Here is a 15,044-nt window from a genome sequence, read left to right as displayed (position 1 = left end):
TGCATCGACAGGCGCTGCGACCGCATGGCCGGCACCGCATCGCGCGCCACCACCACGCGGAAGCCGGAGACGACGGCATCGAACACGCGCCGGCGCGGCTCAGGCCATGCCCTGTTCATCCCTTCGGCGGCCAGCGCGCGGGCGGGTTCCGGCTCCCGACGCGGCGGCAGGTGGACAGCCCCGGTGCTGCTGTGCATTTTAGCCCCTCCCGGAGGGGGTGACGGCGGCACCGCCGCCGTGGACCGGGTACGGAGAAGTTGCGTGGCGGAATTCAGCGGACGCAGGGCCGAAATCCTCGCGGTCATCGCGGAAGAGGCATCCATCGATCCGACCATCATCGACGCCGAAACCAGCGTCGCGGACCTCGGGATCGGGTCGCTCGATATGGTGGAGCTGATCTTCAAGATCGAGGAACGCTTTGGTATCGAGGTGCCGTCCCAAGGTGTGCTGGAAAGCAATGACGTGAAGGTGTTCGCCTTGCTCGAAGCCGTCGAGCAGCTCATCGACGCGCGGAGCGGCAAGGTTTCCACAGCGCAGCCGGCCCGATGAGCCGCAGGGTCGCCATTACCGGCATCGGTGCCGTTTCCGCCCTCGGCCTCGGCATTCCCGCCCACCTCGCGGCCTTGCAGGAGGGGCGCGGCGGTATCGGGCCGCTCACGCTGGTGCCGCAGGATCAGGTGAAGACGCGGGTGGTCGGGGAGGTGCCCGGCTATTCCGCCGAGGCGCACTTCAATCCGCGGCAGATTTCCACCATCGACCGGTCCGGCCAGTTCGCCCTGCTGGCGGCGGCGGAGGCGATGACCGAGGCGGCCGGCGCCACCGAGGGCGTATCGCCGCAGAAGGCCGGCGTTATCTTCGGCGCGGCGGTGGGCTGCCAGACGCTGGAAGAGGGCTATGTGCGCATCCTGCGCGACGGCACGCGCCCGCTGCCCTTCACGGTGCCGCGCGTCATGCCCTCGTCCGCGGCAAGTCAGATTTCCATGGCCTATCACATCACCGGGCCGAGCTTCAGCACCGCCTCGGCCTGCTCCTCCGCCTCCCACGCCATTGGCCTGGCGTTCCAGATGATCCGCGGCGGAATGCTGGACATGGCCGTGACCGGCGGCTGCGAGGCCCCGCTGACGCTGGGCATGGTGAAGAGCTGGGAAGCGCTGCGCGTGCTGGCGGCGGACACCTGCCGCCCCTTCTCCAAGGATCGCAGCGGGCTGGTGCTGGGTGAAGGCGCGGCCGTGCTGGTGCTGGAGGAGATGGAGCGGGCGCGCGCCCGTGGCGCCACCATCCTCGGTGAGGTGCTCGGCTTCGGCATGACCGCCGATGGCGCGGACCTCACGGCGCCCGATGCCTCGAGCACCGCCCGCGCCATTGCCACGGCGCTGGACGACGCGGGGCTGGATGCCGGCGCGGTGGATTATGTCGCGGCCCACGGCACCGGAACGGTGCTGAACGACAAGACCGAGACGACCTCGCTGCGCACGGTGCTGGGCGACCGGCTGGCCAAGGTGCCGGTGTCGTCGCTGAAATCCATGACCGGCCACTGCTTCGGCGCCTCGGGGGCGCTGGGCGTGACGGCGGCGCTGCTCGGCATGCGCAACGGCTTCCTGCCGCCGACGCTGAATTTCCGCGAGCCCGATCCCGAGTGTGACGTGGACTGCGTGCCCAACGCCCCACGGGCGGCCTCGGCGGAAATCGCCTTGGTGAACGCCTTCGCCTTCGGCGGCCTGAACGCGGTGCTCGCGATCAGGGCCGCCTGAAGCCGCCGGGCGGGTCGCTCAGGCGCCGCGCCGGCCGGCCGAGGCCCATGACGACGTCATGGGCCTGTTCACCGACCTTGCCGATCAGTCCACCGTCAGGCGGATCTCGCCGACGCCCTCGACGCCGCCTTCCAGCACGTCACCCTTGTGCACGGGGCCGACGCCCGCCGGGGTGCCGGCGAAGATGAGGTCGCCGGGGGCGAGACGGAACAGGGTGGAGAGGGTCGCGATCATCTCCGGCACCTTCCAGATCATCTGGTTGAGGTTGCCTTCCTGCTTCATCCGGTCGTTGATCTTCAGGAAGATGCGGCCGGCGCCGGGGTGCCCGGCGGTCGCCACCGGCAGGATGGCCGAGCAGGGGGCGGACTCCTCGAAGGCCTTGCCGGTTTCCCACGGGCGGCCGAGCTTCTTGGCCTCGCCCTGCAGGTCGCGCCGCGTCAAATCGAGGCCGACGCCGTAGCCGAACACATGGTCGAGCGCCCGCTCCACCGGAATGTCCTCGCCGCCTTCCTTCAGCGCCACCACCAGCTCCACCTCGTGGTGCAGGTCCTTGGTGAGCTTGGGGTAGGAGATGGTCGAGCCCGAGCGCACCAGCGTGTCCGGATTCTTCTGGAAGAAGAAGGGCGGCTCCTTGTTGGGGTCGTGGCCCATCTCCACCGCGTGGTCGGCGAAGTTGCGGCCGACGCAATAGATGCGATGCACCGGGAAGACCGCGTCACTGCCGACGATGGGCAGATGCGGATGGGGCTGGGGCTGGAAGACGTAGCTGGCCATGGGGCGCTCCGGATGTTCGGCGTCCTGAATAGGGCGCCGCCGCCGGGGAGAAAAGGGCGAAACGTCGCAGCGCGGGTCGGCGGGGCCGGAGCATGGCGTCAAAGCTGTATTCAAATTAATATAGCGTCATTTCATGCGGGGTGCCGGCCGCAGGTCGGCGCCCGCTCATTCCGCTCCGGGGATTGCCATGCGACTGGGCCTCTTCTGCACCTATGAAAACCCCCGCCAGGACTATGCCTCCGCCTATGCCGAGCAGACCGCGCTGGTTGAGCGGGTGGAGGCCCTAGGCTTCGAGGAAGCGTGGATCGCCGAGCATCATTTCAATCCGCAGGCGGCGAGCCCCTCCTGCCTCGCCATCCTCGCTTATCTTGCCGGCCGCACCACGCGCATCCGGCTCGGCGCCGCGGCGGTGCTGCTGCCGCTGCACCATCCCGTCAGCGTGGCCGAGGACGCGGCCACCGTGGACCTCCTGTCCGGTGGCCGGCTCGAACTCGGGGTTGCGCGCGACGGGCCGTTTCCCCTGCACGAGGCGCATTTCGGCGTGGCCAGGGAGGAAAGCCGCGGCCGGATGCTGGAAGCGCTCGATCTCGTCGCCGCGCTGCTGGACGGCGGTGCCGTGACCCGGGACGGGGCCTTCTTCAAGGTCAATGGCCTTGAGCTGGTGCCGCGTCCGCTTCAGGCGCCCGTGCCCATCCACATCGCCTCGGCGACGGCCGAGACGGTGGCCCTCGCCGCCCGGCGCGGCTTCGGCATCATGGCGGCGCCGCCCTTTCCCCTTGCCGGCATTGCGGAGAGCGTCCGGCAGTATCGCGCCGCCGCCCCCGGTGCGGGACGGTGCCTCACCCTGCTGCGCTTCCTCCACCTCGCCGACAGCCGGGCGCAGGCGCAGGAGGAGGCGCGTGCATTCCTCGCCCCGTTCGTCGAGCGCATGAAGGCGACTACGGAAAAGGTGCGCCCGGATTGGGCGCCGTGGTTCGACCTCGACCGGATGATCGCGGATTCGCTGATCGGCACCGAGGCGGACGTGGTGGAACAGGTGGCGGCGCTGGAGCGCGGGCTGGCGCCGCGTGCGCTGGTCCTGAAGCCGCTGGCGCCCGCCTTCGACAAGCGTCTCGCGGATCTGGAGGCGTTCGCCGCCCGCATCCGCCCGCAGCTCCCGGTCGCCTAGCCCCGGCGCGCCTCGACGATGGCGAGCGCCGCCGCGAAGGCGGCTTCGATGCCGAGGTCGGAGGTGTCGAGCAGCACGGCGTCGTCCGCCTTGAGGAGGGGCGCGCTGGAGCGGCCGGAATCGCGCTCGTCGCGCTTCAGGATGTCCGCCAGCACCGCGTCATAGGAGATCGTCTCCCCCCGCCCCACCAGCTCGCGGAAGCGCCGGTCGGCCCGCACCTCCGGCCGCGCGGTGACGAACAGCTTGGCCGGCGCGTCCGGGCAGATCACGGTGCCGATGTCGCGCCCGTCCAGCACCGCGCCGCCCGTCTGGCCGGCGAAGCGGCGCTGGAGATCGAGGAGCGCCGCGCGCACGCCCGGCCGGGCGGCCACGACGGACGCCGCCTCGCCCAGTTCCGCCGTGCGCAGCGTGTCCGGGTCCAGCACTGAGACGTCGAGGCTCTGCGCGGCTTTGACCGAAGCCGCCTCATCGCCGAGGCGGCCGGCGGCGAGGCAGCGCGCCCCGACCGCCCGGTAGAGCAGGCCGGTGTCCAGATGCGGCAGGCCGTAATGCGCGGCGAGCCGCCGGGCCAGCGTGCCCTTGCCGGACGCCGCCGGCCCGTCGATGGCGATGACCATGGCTGCCCCGTCAGTCGATGACGGCGCCGAGGCCGCGCATCATGGGCATGAAGGTGGGGAAGGAGGTGGCGATGAAGGCCACGTCGTCCACGCTCACGCCGTCCGTGCTGGCAAGCCCCAGCACCAGGAAGGACATGGCGATGCGGTGGTCCATGTGGGTCTCCACCGGCCCGCCGCCCTTGACCGTCGCGGCGCCGGTGACGAGCAGGTCGTCGCCCTTCACCTCGTGGGCGATGCCGCAGGCGGCAAGGCCGGCCGCCACGGCGGCGAGGCGGTCGCTCTCCTTCACCCGCAGCTCGGACAGGCCGCGCATGGCCGTGGTGCCCTCGGCAAAGGCCGCGGCGACGGCGAGGACGGGATATTCGTCGATCATGGCCGGCGCCCGCTCGGGCGGCACTTCCACGCCCTTCAGGCGGGAATGGCGCACCCGGAGGTCCGCCACGCGCTCGCCGCCCTCGGTGCGCTCGGCGACGACGGTGATGTCCGCGCCCATTTCGAGGAGGGTGGTGATGAGGCCGGTGCGCAGCGGGTTCATCATCACGTCGGTGAGGATGACGTCGGAGCCGGGCACGATCAGCGCCGCCACCAGCGGGAAGGCGGCTGAGGAGGGATCAGCCGGCACGTCCACCGGCGCGGCGACGAGGTGCGGACGGCCCTTCAGCGTGATGCGGCGGCCATGGGCGCCGTGGGGTTCGACGGAAATCTTCGCGCCGAAATGCGCCAGCATCCGCTCGGTATGGTCGCGGGTGGCCTCGCGCTCGATCACCACCGTCTCGCCTTCGGCGCCGAGGCCGGCGAGCAGCACGGCGGATTTCACCTGAGCGGAGGGCACCGGGGTCTCGTAGGTGATGGCTTTCGTCGCGCTGCTGCCCTTCAGGGTGAGCGGCAGGCGGCCGCCCTCGGCCGACGCCACCACCTCGACGCCCATCTGGGCGAGGGGATCGAGCACGCGCTTCATGGGCCGGCGGCGCAGGCTCGCATCGCCGTCGAAGCCAGCAATGACATGCTGGCCCGCCACCGCGCCCATCATCAGCCGCACGCCGGTGCCGGAATTTCCGAAATCCAGCGGAGCGGTGGGGGAGGCAAGGCCCCGGCCGCCGGTGCCCGTCACCTCCCAGGCGCCCTCGCCGGTGCGGGTGACGCAGGCCCCGAGCGCCGCGCAGGCCTTGGCGGTATTCAGCACATCCTCGCCTTCGAGCAGGCCGGTGATGTGGGTGGTGCCTTCCGCGAACAGCCCGAAGATGAGCGCGCGGTGGGAGACCGACTTGTCGCCCGGCACCCGGACCCGGCCCGACAAAGCGGGGGAGCGGCGCCCGGTGGCGGGGCGGGCCTCGCCCGTGCCGTGGCCATGAGCCTCGGCAGCGCCTGCGGTTGCGGGTTCGGGATGGGCCATTCCTGCCTCGCTCGGGCGGTCTGCCGCAGGCCTTGGCCGGGGCGATCGCCGCATGTTCGTTGCGGGCCGTCGTCTAGCACGCCCCCGCCCGCGGCGTCACGCTGTTGCGACGCCATGACGATCTGCGCTTGACAGGGCGCGGGCGAAACGCCAATGGAGCACGCTCCTTATACAGCTCCCGAGGAACTTTGCCGTGGCGAAGCCCGAACTCGGCACCAAGCGCATCTGTCCTGTCACGGGGCGCAAGTTTTACGACCTCAACAAGGACCCCATCGTGTCGCCGTTCACGGGGGAATCCTATCCGAGGTCTTATTTTGAACCCGCAGCCCGCGGCGCCAGCCGCGCCGAGCCGCGTGCAGCCGTCGCCGAAGAGGCGGATGGCGAGGAGGCCGAGGCCGAGGTCATCAGCCTCGAGGAAGCCGACGAGGAAGCTGCGGCCCCCACCAAGGTGGTGGTCGGTGACGACGTGGACGTGGACGACGACATCGAGGCCGGTGACGACGACACGTTCCTCGAAGAAGACGAAGATGATGGGGACGACGTCTCCGATCTGATCGGTGAGGGCCTCGAAGACGACGAAGAGGCTTGATACCCGACGCGGCCTGTGCTTTAAGGCCGCTCTCGCTCGGCGGACATGAGTCGCCGGGCACCCCGCCGCGGGACTTCCCGGCGCGCTAACTGGCTCTCCTGCCGAGGTTTTTCGACCTTGGTGTTCGAGCGGAAAGCGCGCAGCCCGCGGCCCGGTGGGGCCATAGCTCAGTTGGGAGAGCGCTTGAATGGCATTCAAGAGGTCGGCGGTTCGATTCCGCCTGGCTCCACCAAATTTCTACCCGGCCTGAAGCACCAAGCAGGCTTTTCCGGGTTTTTCTCCCTCCCGTGACATCCCATCCATCGGTCCCGCAGGGTCATCCCCGCGATCAGGTGCGTTGCGCGCGATTCGATGTGTCTGCGTAAGGCGCCATCGCCGCGCCCGCGAATCATCGTCCGATTCGGATGTCCCGCCGCCGCGAATCATCCGCCCCGCGCCCGCCACCCCTGGCGCTGTAGGGCCGACACGCTTCCAGGTTGTGCGGACGCCTGTGCGCCTCCCGGTCGCCCGTTGCGCCGGCGGGGGGGAACCTGCCAGCTTCAGCACGAGTTATCCCCACCTTCGCCGCCGACCGGTCCGCCCGCACCAGCGTCATCGATCGAGGTCCAGCCCGTGTGGTCACCCCCCGCCGCCCCCGCCAACGAGGCCGACCGCCTTGCCGTCCTTGCGACATGCGGCCTCATGGATAGCCCGCCGGACGAGCGATTCGACCGCCTGACCCGGCTGGCGCGCCGGCTCTACGGGGCGGACGTCGCCTTCCTCAGCCTCATCGACGCGACCCACCAGTGGCAAAAGTCGCGCACGTCGGCTCTTGTGCCGGCGAGCGTCCCCCGCCGCGACAGCCTCTGCAACGTGATGGTGGAGAGCGGCGCGCCGCTGGTGATCGGCGACATGACGTGCGATCCGCGCCTCGCCGGCCATCCCGCCGTGGCCCACCTGCCGCTGCGTTTCTATGCGGGGGCGCCGCTGATGGTGGCGCCCGAGCTGGTCATCGGCTCACTGTGCGTGATGGGGCGGGAGGCGCGGGACCAGGATGCGTTCGACTTCGGCCCGCTGCTGGACCTCGCGGCGGTGGCGGCCGACGAAGTGGAGCTGCTGCGCCTCAATCTCGATCTCGCGCGCAAATCTCAGGTGGATGACCTCACCGGCCTGCCCAACCGGCGCAGCTTCGACGCGGCGCTGGAGCGCGCGGTGCGCCGCGCCCGGCGCCTCGCCGGCCCGCTGTCGCTGCTGGTGATCGACGTCGACCACTTCAAGGCGGTGAACGATCTGTGGGGCCATCAGGCGGGAGATGCGGTGCTGGCCGCCATCGGCGGCATGCTGGCGCGGCAGCCGGCCCGGGCGCAGGACACGGCGGCGCGCTATGGCGGCGAGGAATTCGCGGTGATCCTGCCCGATACCGACGAGGCCGGCTGCGATGCGGTGGGGGCCGCGCTGCTGGCGGCGCTGCGGGCGGAGAACATTCCCCATCCCTCCGGCGGCCGGGTGACGGCGAGCATCGGCGGGGCCACCGCACGGGGCGACAATCTTGCCGACCTGTTCGCGGCGGCGGATGCCGCGCTCTATGCGGCGAAGGACGGCGGTCGCGATCTCTATTGCCGCAGCACCCTGGGCTGACCGGCCCGGTGGCAGTGGCGGCGGGAGGAGGCCCGCCGCCGTTTGCGTTCAGCGGCGGATGTTGTTCACGTCGCGCACCGCGCCGCGGGCGGCGGAGGTGGTGAGGGCCGCATAGGCCTGGAGCGCCTGGGAGACGACGCGCTTGCGGTTCTCCGGCTTCCAGGCGGCGGCGCCCTTGGCTTCCATCTTGGCGCGGCGCTCGGCCAGCACCTCGTCCGACACCGCCACGCGGATGATGCGGTTCGGGATATCGATCTCGATGGTGTCGCCCTCTTCCACGAGGCCGATGGCGCCGCCTTCCGCCGCTTCCGGCGAGCAATGGCCGATGGAGAGGCCCGAGGAGCCGCCCGAGAAGCGCCCGTCCGTGACCAGCGCGCACGCCTTCCCGAGGCCCTTCGACTTCAGATAGGAGGTCGGATAGAGCATTTCCTGCATGCCCGGCCCGCCGCGCGGCCCCTCATAGCGGATCAGCACCACGTCGCCGGGCTGGATGCGCCCGGTGGAGAGGATCGCCTCCACCGCCGCGTCCTGGCTCTCGAAGATGCGGGCCTTGCCGGTGAACTTCAGGATGGAGGCGTCCACGCCCGCCGTCTTCACGATGCAGCCGTCGAGCGCGATGTTGCCGTAGAGCACGGCGAGGCCGCCATCCTTGGAATAGGCGTGCTCGACATCGCGGATGACGCCCGCCTCGCGGTCGAGGTCGAGGTCGTCCCAGCGGCGGGACTGGCTGAACGCCACCTGGGTGGGCACCCCGCCGGGCGCCGCGCGGAAGAAGGTGGCGACGCTCTCGCTCTTGGTGCGCTTCACGTCCCAGCGGTCCAGCGCATCGGCCATGGTCGGTGCGTGCACGGTGGGCAGGTCGGTATGGATCAGGCCGCCGCGATCCAGCTCGCCGAGGATGGCCATGATGCCGCCGGCGCGGTGCACGTCCTCCATGTGGATGTTGGCGACGGCCGGCGCGACCTTGCACAGCACCGGGACGCGCCGGGAGAGGCGGTCGATGTCGGCCATGGTGAAGGGCACTTCGCCTTCGTTGGCGGCGGCGAGCAGATGCAGCACCGTGTTGGTTGAGCCGCCCATGGAGATGTCCAGCGTCATGGCGTTCTCGAACGCCTTGAACGAGGCGATGGCGCGCGGCAGCACGCTGGCGTCGTCCTGCTCGTAATAGCGGCGGGCGAGATCGACGATGAGGTGGCCGGCCTCCACGAACAGCCGCTCACGATCGGCATGGGTGGCGAGCACCGAGCCGTTGCCGGGCAGCGCGAGGCCCAGCGCCTCGGTGAGGCAGTTCATGGAATTGGCGGTGAACATGCCGGAGCACGAGCCGCAGGTGGGGCAGGCGGAGCGCTCCATCACCGTCACGTCGGCGTCCGACACCTTGTCGTCGGCGGCCGAGATCATGGCGTCGATGAGGTCCACCTTCCGCTCGCCGGTGGAGAGCAGCACCTTGCCAGCCTCCATGGGCCCGCCGGAGACGAACACGGCCGGGATGTTGAGGCGCATGGCGGCCATCAGCATGCCGGGGGTGATCTTGTCGCAGTTGGAGATGCAGACCATGGCGTCGGCGCAGTGCGCGTTGACCATGTACTCCACGCTGTCGGCGATGATCTCGCGCGACGGGAGCGAATACAGCATGCCGTCATGGCCCATGGCGATGCCGTCATCCACCGCGATGGTGTTGAATTCCTTGGCGACGCCGCCGGCCTTCTCGATCTCGCGGGCCACCAGCTGGCCGAGATCCTTCAGGTGCACGTGGCCGGGCACGAACTGGGTGAAGGAGTTCACCACCGCGATGATCGGCTTGCCGAAATCGCCGTCCTTCATGCCGGTGGCGCGCCACAGGCCGCGGGCGCCGGCCATGTTGCGGCCGTGGGTGGACGTGCGGGAGCGGTACTGGGGCATATCCTCGCGGGCCTCGTTCTTGCGTCGCGCCTTTGCGTCGCGTCTTGCGTCTCTTGGGCGCGTCTTGTGGTCAGGTCGTCTCTTGCGGTCTTCTGGGCTCCGCGTCGGCGGGCTGCAGCCGCCTGCGTCCGGAGCTTTCGCGCCGTCTTAGTGCGCCGGAGCCTCCGGGGAAAGCCCTTTCCCCAGAGACACTAGCACGGAGAAGGCCTCTCGCCGGACACGAAGGCGGGAGGGCGGGCGGGCGGGGGACCTGCCCCGCTCAAGCCGGCTGCGGCGGACCCGCGCGTTTGCCGCGCCGGTGAAGTCGGCTATGTCCGGCCCTCTGCGCGTGACGAGGACGGGGCGGGACATGGTCGGGGAGATGGACGGGGACACCTTCCGCCATTGGGCGCACGAGGCGGCGACCTTCGCGGCGGACTATCGCGAGACGCTGCGGGACCAGCCCGTCCGCGCCCGCACGAAGCCCGGCGAGATCGCGGCCCAGCTTCCGGAAAGCCCGCCGGAAGACGCGGAGCCCATGGCGGCGCTGTTCGAGGATTTCCGCCGCATCATCGTGCCGGGCATGACCCACTGGCAGCACCCGCGCTTCTTCGCCTACTTCCCCGCCAATGCGAGCCCCGCCAGCGTGATCGCGGAGATGCTGTCCTCCGCCATGGGCGCGCAATGCCTGCTGTGGCAGACCTCCCCGGCCGCGACCGAGCTGGAAGGCGTGGCGCTGGACTGGCTGCGGCAGGCGGTGGGCCTGCCGGCGGATTTCACCGGGGTGATCCAGGATTCCGCCTCTTCCGCCACCCTGTGCGCCTTCCTCACCATGCGGGAGCGGGCGCTCGGCTTCACCGGCAATGCCACCGGCCTGTCGGGGCGGGAGCGGCTGCGGGTTTATGCTTCGGCGGAAGTGCATACCTCCATCGACCGGGCGGCGTGGGTGTCGGGCATCGGCCATGACAACCTCATCCGGATACCGACTGCTGGTCCGCTGCGGGGCATGGACCCGGCCGCTCTGGAGGCCGCCATCGCCGCCGACCTCGCCGCCGGACACCGGCCGGCCGGACTCGTACTGTGCATCGGTGGAACCGGCACTGGCGCGATGGATTCGGCACCTGAACTCATCCGAATCGCGCACCGGCATGGCCTGTTCGTGCATGTGGATGCCGCCTGGGCGGGGACTGCGATGATCTGCCCGGAGTTCCGGGATCTGTGGGCGGGGGTGGAAGCGGCGGACAGCATCGTGCTCAATCCGCACAAATGGCTGGGGGTGCAGTTCGACTGCTCCGCCCATTACCTCAGGAGCGTGGACGACCACCTGCGCACGCTCTCCATCCAGCCGGAATATCTGAAGACCCACGGCCACGACGACATCACCAATTACAGCGAATGGACGGTCCAGCTCGGCCGCCGCTTCCGCGCGCTGAAGCTGTGGTTTGTCTTGCGCGCCCATGGACTTAACGGTCTCAGGGAGATGATGCGCAACCATGTGCGCTGGTCTCAGGCGCTCGCAGTTCGGCTCGCGCAGGAGCCGGGCTTCGCGCTGGCGAGCACGCCGGTGCTCTCCCTCTTCACCTTCCGCCACGACCCCGGCGACGGGCGCGACCTCGACGCCCACATGCTGGCGATGCTCACCGCCATCAATGACGGCGGCGATCTCTATCTCACCCCCACCCGCATCGACGGCCACCTGGCCATCCGCTTCCAGGCGGGGGCAATGGAGACGACGGAAGGCGACGTGGACGCCGCCTTCCAGATCATCCGCGATACGGCCAGGGCCTTGTCCTGACTTAGCTTTCGGCCGCGGCGGCCTCCGGGGCCTGCCAGGCGCGGGTCGGCGCCCGGTCGCGGCCGGTGGCGGAGGCGGAGATCCCGTAATGGGCGGCGAGGCGGTCGAGGGCGAGGCACAGCACCACCTTGGCGGTGCGCGCCGGCCATCGGCGTTCCCGCTCCACCGTCTCCAACCCCTTGAGAAAGCAGCACACGTCCAGCAGCACGCCGGACAATTCCGGCCCCACCGCCGTGAGCGCGCGGGACACCCGAAGCTTGGCCGCCAGCACCATGTCGGTGAAGGCTTCCGGTGTGCCGGCCCCCGACACCTCGCTCCAGCGGCTGGTGACGCGGGGGGTGAGATTGGCGCGGGTGAAATCGGCCCGGAGCCGTTCTCCCGCCTGCAACTGGGCCGCATCCACCATGGTCCGGCCGTCCTTGCCCTGCCGCCGCGCCAGCCACGCGAGCGGGCTTTCCGCCGGGTTGAAGCCGGGCGTTTCCGCCGCCGGCTTCGCCGCCGCCCGGCGTCTTCCCCGTCCGGAGGGGCGGGCGGAAATTGCTGATTTCACGTCGCTTTCGCTTGCGGGTTCCGTGGCCATGGTCACGCCTCCGCCGCCCAGCGCAGGCAGGCTTCCAGCCGGCCGACCTTCTGGTCGAACGCCGCGGCGTCCCGCAATTCCTCAATGCGCCGGCAGGCATGGGCGACGGTGGAGCGATCCCGGACGAACGCCGCCGCCACCGCCGCCTGGGGCAGGCCGAGCCCCACATGGGCGAGATACATGGCGAGCTGCCGCGCCAGCGCCACCGGCGCCGTGGAGCGGCTGTGCGAGAGCAGAGCCTCCACGGTCATTCCGGCGTCCGCCGCAGCCACCGCGACGGCCAGATGGCAGCAGGGTTTCGGGCCGGGCGGGCGGCACCCCCGCGAGGCGCGGACGGGGCCGGCGGACGGACGGGCGACCGAGGGGGCGGCGGGCAAGGGGCTCATCGGGGACGCTCACTGTAGGTAAAAATTCCTACATCAATCATCTGCTCTTGCAAGAGGAGGCGGATAGAGAATGCAACCTGCGTTTGTGGATCAGAGAAATAAACATCATACAAAACAGCCATATAGCTGAACTGTGGTGCGTCTTGGCCATGGTCGCGAAATAGGAATTTATCCTCCTGTCCCCGGCGTCGTTCCAGCATCGCCCGATATCAGGGAGGAGCGGCATGGCCGGTACGGATGGGAAGGGCAGACGGGCGCACGCCTTCGCGGCCGAGGCGGCCGATGTGCAGGTGGGGCGGCTGATGCGGGGGCTGGACGTGTTCTGCGAGGGGCCGGCGGGCATCGCACGGGCGCTGCGCGCGGCACGAAAGGCGGCGCGGTCCGGGGGTGCCGGCTATGATCCGGCCCGCCATGCGGCGCTGCTGCGGCTCCAGAGGCTTGGGCAGAAAGCAGAGTGCGCCCGCGCCCCGGCCGGTGCCGGGGCGCGGGCAAGGGCAGGGGCTCAGAGACCTTCGAACAGCGCGGTCGAGAGATAGCGCTCGGCGAAGGAGGGGACGATGGCGACAATGGTCTTGCCAGCCATGTCGTCACGCACCGCCAGCTCCAAAGCGGCCGCCACGGCGGCGCCGGAGGAGATGCCGCCGGGAATGCCTTCATAGCGGGCGAGGGCGCGGGCGGTGTCGAAGGCGGTCTGGTTGCCCACCGTCACCACCTCGTCGATGATCGAGCGGTCGAGCACCTCCGGCACGAAGCCGGCGCCGATGCCCTGGATCTTGTGCGGGCCGGGAGGGCCGCCGGAGAGCACCGGGGAATCCTCCGGCTCTACCGCGATCATCTTGAGCGAGGCCTTGCGGGGCTTCAGCACCTGGCCGATGCCGGTGATGGTGCCGCCGGTGCCGACGCCGGCCACCACGGCGTCCACCTTGCCGTTGGTGTCGTTCCAGATTTCCTCGGCGGTGGTGCGACGGTGCACCTCGGGGTTCGCCTTGTTCTTGAACTGCTGGGGCATCACCGCCTTGGGCATCTCGGCGATGATCTGCTCGGCCCGCGACACGGCGCCCTTCATGCCGAGATTGGCGGGGGTCAGCACCAGCTCGGCGCCGAGCAGGGTCAGCATCTTGCGGCGCTCGATGGACATGCTCTCGGGCATGACCAGGATGAGCCGATAGCCGCGGGCCGCCGCCACGAACGCGAGGGCGATGCCCGTGTTGCCGGAGGTCGGCTCCACCAGCACGGTGTCCGCATCGAGCGCGCCGGCCTCTTCCATCGCGTCGATCATGGCGACGCCGATGCGGTCCTTCACGCTGTTGATGGGATTGAAGAATTCGAGCTTGGCGAGGATGTCCGCCTTGGCCCCGCGCAGCTCGGGCAGCCGCTTGAGCCGCACCAGCGGCGTGTTGCCGATGGTCTCGGTGATGGAATCATAGACCCTGCCCCGGCCCACGAGGGGGGCGGAGGACACGATCTTGGCGGCGGGTTGTGCCATGGGCGATCTCCTTCTTGTCTTGTCTCGTCTGCTCCGGGCGGGCCTCCCGCGCGCCGCGCAGCGTCCGGCGCGAAGGGCGGGGGCCTGTCCTCGCGGGTGAGGAACGCTGTACCTCGGGGGAACTCTGGCTCGCGGACTAGAACCCTTTTCTGCACCCGGGTCGATTCCCGCGCGTGCGGCCGGGCCTCAGATGGCGAAGTCGATCCTCTCGTGCTCGGAGCCGTGGCCCTTGTCGTCGGCGGCGCGGCACAGGTCTTCGAGGGTCACGCCGTCGAGGGCGGTGTCGAACGTATCCTCGGCCGCCGCCACGGCGGGCTGGACCACTTCCGTCACCAGCGGCGGCAGGATGATTTCCTTCTCCTCCTCGGCGCCTTCAACTACCCGGACGATCTCGGCCACGGAGACCCGGCGGCGTTCGCGCGCCAGCTCGTAGCCGCCGCGCGGGCCGCGCACGCCCTTGAGGACGCCGGCATGGACGAGGGCCTGAAGCACCGGTTCCAGCCGGCGGGGGGGAAGTCCGTGGCGGGCGGCCAGCGCCTTGGCGGCAACCGGAGCGCCACGGGCGTGGACGGCCACATCCACCACGGCGGCGATGGCGAGGAGGCTCTTGTCGGAAAGGCGCGGCATCGGAGGGACGGCTTCCTTTAAGGGCGGGCGTCTCGAAAGATGAAACTGCTCCCAGCCGTCCACCGACGGCTAAATCACGAGGAACCGAGGCCTGTGGATCCAAAACCACCGGAACCGCGTGCAGTTTCGCTCAATTCTCCGATTTCTTCCAGCATTATTTGAACGACAGGCGCCACGACAAGCTGCGCGATCCGCATGCCGCGGCTGATTTCCAGGGTCTCGCGACCGTGGTTGACGAGCAGGACGGCGATCTCCCCCCGGTAGTCGCAATCCACGGTGCCCGGCGCATTCAACACGGTGACGCCGTGGTTCTTGGCGAGGCCTGAGCGCGGCCGCACCTGCGCCTCGTAGCCGTCCGGCAGGGCGATGGCGAAGCCGGT

Annotated in this window: 16 protein-coding genes and 1 tRNA gene; 8 read left to right on the top strand and 9 right to left on the bottom strand. The window is 70.0% G+C overall.

Going from position 1 to position 15,044, the window contains the following annotated elements; translation table 11 throughout:
• Positions 1-24 precede the first annotated feature (24 nt).
• Together ACE3QW_RS24375 and ACE3QW_RS24370 are read left to right on the top strand one after the other, a co-directional pair.
• Positions 25-549, top strand: coding sequence for an acyl carrier protein (locus tag ACE3QW_RS24375; RefSeq protein ID WP_374254615.1), 525 nt, complete (start codon positions 25-27; stop codon positions 547-549).
• Complete coding sequence (locus ACE3QW_RS24370; RefSeq protein ID WP_374254613.1) at positions 546-1,751, top strand: beta-ketoacyl synthase; 1,206 nt, start codon at positions 546-548, stop codon at positions 1,749-1,751. Before ACE3QW_RS24375 ends, ACE3QW_RS24370 begins: the two co-directional genes overlap by 4 nt.
• 84 nt (positions 1,752-1,835) lie before the next feature.
• Here the strand turns inward: ACE3QW_RS24370 and ACE3QW_RS24365 are convergent, their stop codons facing one another.
• On the bottom strand, positions 1,836-2,525 hold the full coding sequence (locus ACE3QW_RS24365) for a fumarylacetoacetate hydrolase family protein (protein WP_029555955.1): 690 nt from the start codon (positions 2,523-2,525) through the stop codon (positions 1,836-1,838).
• 187 nt (positions 2,526-2,712) lie between these two features.
• Here ACE3QW_RS24365 and ACE3QW_RS24360 point away from each other — a divergent pair, with 187 nt between their 5' ends.
• On the top strand, positions 2,713-3,693 hold the full coding sequence (locus tag ACE3QW_RS24360) for an LLM class flavin-dependent oxidoreductase (RefSeq protein WP_374254611.1): 981 nt from the start codon (positions 2,713-2,715) through the stop codon (positions 3,691-3,693).
• Here the strand turns inward: ACE3QW_RS24360 and cmk are convergent.
• Together cmk and aroA are read right to left on the bottom strand one after the other, a co-directional pair.
• On the bottom strand, positions 3,690-4,310 hold the full coding sequence (gene cmk, locus ACE3QW_RS24355; protein ID WP_374254609.1) for a (d)CMP kinase: 621 nt from the start codon (positions 4,308-4,310) through the stop codon (positions 3,690-3,692). The two genes, ACE3QW_RS24360 and cmk, sit on opposite strands and share 4 nt — an antisense overlap.
• Positions 4,311-4,320: 10 nt before the next feature.
• Positions 4,321-5,703, bottom strand: coding sequence for a 3-phosphoshikimate 1-carboxyvinyltransferase (aroA, locus tag ACE3QW_RS24350; protein WP_374254607.1), 1,383 nt, complete (start codon positions 5,701-5,703; stop codon positions 4,321-4,323).
• 193 nt (positions 5,704-5,896) lie between these two features.
• Between aroA and ACE3QW_RS24345 the strand changes: the two genes are divergently transcribed.
• From ACE3QW_RS24345 to ACE3QW_RS24335, 3 genes are all read left to right on the top strand, one after another.
• Positions 5,897-6,292, top strand: coding sequence for a TIGR02300 family protein (locus tag ACE3QW_RS24345; protein WP_029555951.1), 396 nt, complete (start codon positions 5,897-5,899; stop codon positions 6,290-6,292).
• Positions 6,293-6,448: 156 nt separating this feature from the next.
• Positions 6,449-6,524, top strand: a tRNA-Ala gene (locus ACE3QW_RS24340).
• 380 nt (positions 6,525-6,904) lie between these two features.
• Entirely contained in the window at positions 6,905-7,909 is a 1,005-nt protein-coding gene (locus tag ACE3QW_RS24335) for a diguanylate cyclase (RefSeq protein ID WP_374254605.1), read from the top strand.
• Positions 7,910-7,957: 48 nt separating this feature from the next.
• Here ACE3QW_RS24335 and ilvD read toward each other — a convergent pair whose 3' ends face one another.
• Positions 7,958-9,811, bottom strand: coding sequence for a dihydroxy-acid dehydratase (ilvD, locus tag ACE3QW_RS24330; RefSeq protein WP_374254603.1), 1,854 nt, complete (start codon positions 9,809-9,811; stop codon positions 7,958-7,960).
• Positions 9,812-10,172: 361 nt separating this feature from the next.
• On the opposite strand from ilvD, the gene ACE3QW_RS24325 reads away from it, so the two are divergent.
• Entirely contained in the window at positions 10,173-11,585 is a 1,413-nt protein-coding gene (locus ACE3QW_RS24325) for an aspartate aminotransferase family protein (RefSeq protein WP_374254722.1), read from the top strand.
• Position 11,586: 1 nt separating this feature from the next.
• On the opposite strand, the gene ACE3QW_RS24320 is transcribed toward ACE3QW_RS24325, so the two are convergent.
• A complete protein-coding gene (locus tag ACE3QW_RS24320; RefSeq protein ID WP_374254601.1) occupies positions 11,587-12,165 on the bottom strand; it encodes a DUF6456 domain-containing protein in 579 nt (192 codons plus the stop codon).
• Between the two features lie 2 nt (positions 12,166-12,167).
• Positions 12,168-12,551: a helix-turn-helix domain-containing protein gene (locus ACE3QW_RS24315; protein ID WP_374254599.1), complete on the bottom strand. Its 384-nt coding sequence runs from the start codon at positions 12,549-12,551 to the stop codon at positions 12,168-12,170.
• Positions 12,552-12,775: 224 nt separating this feature from the next.
• Here ACE3QW_RS24315 and ACE3QW_RS24310 point away from each other — a divergent pair, with 224 nt between their 5' ends.
• On the top strand, positions 12,776-13,087 hold the full coding sequence (locus ACE3QW_RS24310) for a hypothetical protein (RefSeq protein ID WP_374254597.1): 312 nt from the start codon (positions 12,776-12,778) through the stop codon (positions 13,085-13,087).
• Here the strand turns inward: ACE3QW_RS24310 and cysK are convergent.
• The 3 genes from cysK to dut form a co-directional block, all read right to left on the bottom strand.
• Positions 13,054-14,037: a cysteine synthase A gene (gene cysK, locus ACE3QW_RS24305; protein ID WP_024281084.1), complete on the bottom strand. Its 984-nt coding sequence runs from the start codon at positions 14,035-14,037 to the stop codon at positions 13,054-13,056. The genes ACE3QW_RS24310 and cysK overlap by 34 nt on opposite strands.
• 186 nt (positions 14,038-14,223) lie before the next feature.
• Positions 14,224-14,664, bottom strand: a complete 441-nt coding sequence (locus ACE3QW_RS24300; protein WP_024281083.1) for an Rrf2 family transcriptional regulator — start codon at positions 14,662-14,664, stop codon at positions 14,224-14,226.
• Positions 14,665-14,738: 74 nt separating this feature from the next.
• The coding region (gene dut / locus ACE3QW_RS24295; protein WP_374254595.1) for a dUTP diphosphatase at positions 14,739-15,044 on the bottom strand (306 nt) is incomplete at its 5' end.

It is taken from the genome of Xanthobacter sp., from assembly GCF_041911315.1.
Lineage (GTDB): Bacteria > Pseudomonadota > Alphaproteobacteria > Rhizobiales > Xanthobacteraceae > Xanthobacter > Xanthobacter aminoxidans.
The sequence above is the reverse complement of the archived record's forward strand: the minus strand, read 5'-3'. Positions and strand labels throughout refer to the sequence as shown.

Coding starts and splice junctions, on each gene's coding strand:
- ACE3QW_RS24375 (WP_374254615.1), top strand. CDS start 25: ATGGCCGGCACCGCATCGCGCGCCACCACCACGCGGAAGCCGGAGACG.
- ACE3QW_RS24300 (WP_024281083.1), bottom strand. CDS start 14,664: ATGCCGCGCCTTTCCGACAAGAGCCTCCTCGCCATCGCCGCCGTGGTG.
- ACE3QW_RS24365 (WP_029555955.1), bottom strand. CDS start 2,525: ATGGCCAGCTACGTCTTCCAGCCCCAGCCCCATCCGCATCTGCCCATC.
- ilvD (WP_374254603.1), bottom strand. CDS start 9,811: ATGCCCCAGTACCGCTCCCGCACGTCCACCCACGGCCGCAACATGGCC.
- cysK (WP_024281084.1), bottom strand. CDS start 14,037: ATGGCACAACCCGCCGCCAAGATCGTGTCCTCCGCCCCCCTCGTGGGC.
- ACE3QW_RS24325 (WP_374254722.1), top strand. CDS start 10,173: ATGGACGGGGACACCTTCCGCCATTGGGCGCACGAGGCGGCGACCTTC.
- aroA (WP_374254607.1), bottom strand. CDS start 5,703: ATGGCCCATCCCGAACCCGCAACCGCAGGCGCTGCCGAGGCTCATGGC.
- cmk (WP_374254609.1), bottom strand. CDS start 4,310: ATGGTCATCGCCATCGACGGGCCGGCGGCGTCCGGCAAGGGCACGCTG.
- ACE3QW_RS24320 (WP_374254601.1), bottom strand. CDS start 12,165: ATGGCCACGGAACCCGCAAGCGAAAGCGACGTGAAATCAGCAATTTCC.
- ACE3QW_RS24310 (WP_374254597.1), top strand. CDS start 12,776: ATGGCCGGTACGGATGGGAAGGGCAGACGGGCGCACGCCTTCGCGGCC.
- ACE3QW_RS24315 (WP_374254599.1), bottom strand. CDS start 12,551: ATGAGCCCCTTGCCCGCCGCCCCCTCGGTCGCCCGTCCGTCCGCCGGC.
- ACE3QW_RS24360 (WP_374254611.1), top strand. CDS start 2,713: ATGCGACTGGGCCTCTTCTGCACCTATGAAAACCCCCGCCAGGACTAT.
- ACE3QW_RS24370 (WP_374254613.1), top strand. CDS start 546: ATGAGCCGCAGGGTCGCCATTACCGGCATCGGTGCCGTTTCCGCCCTC.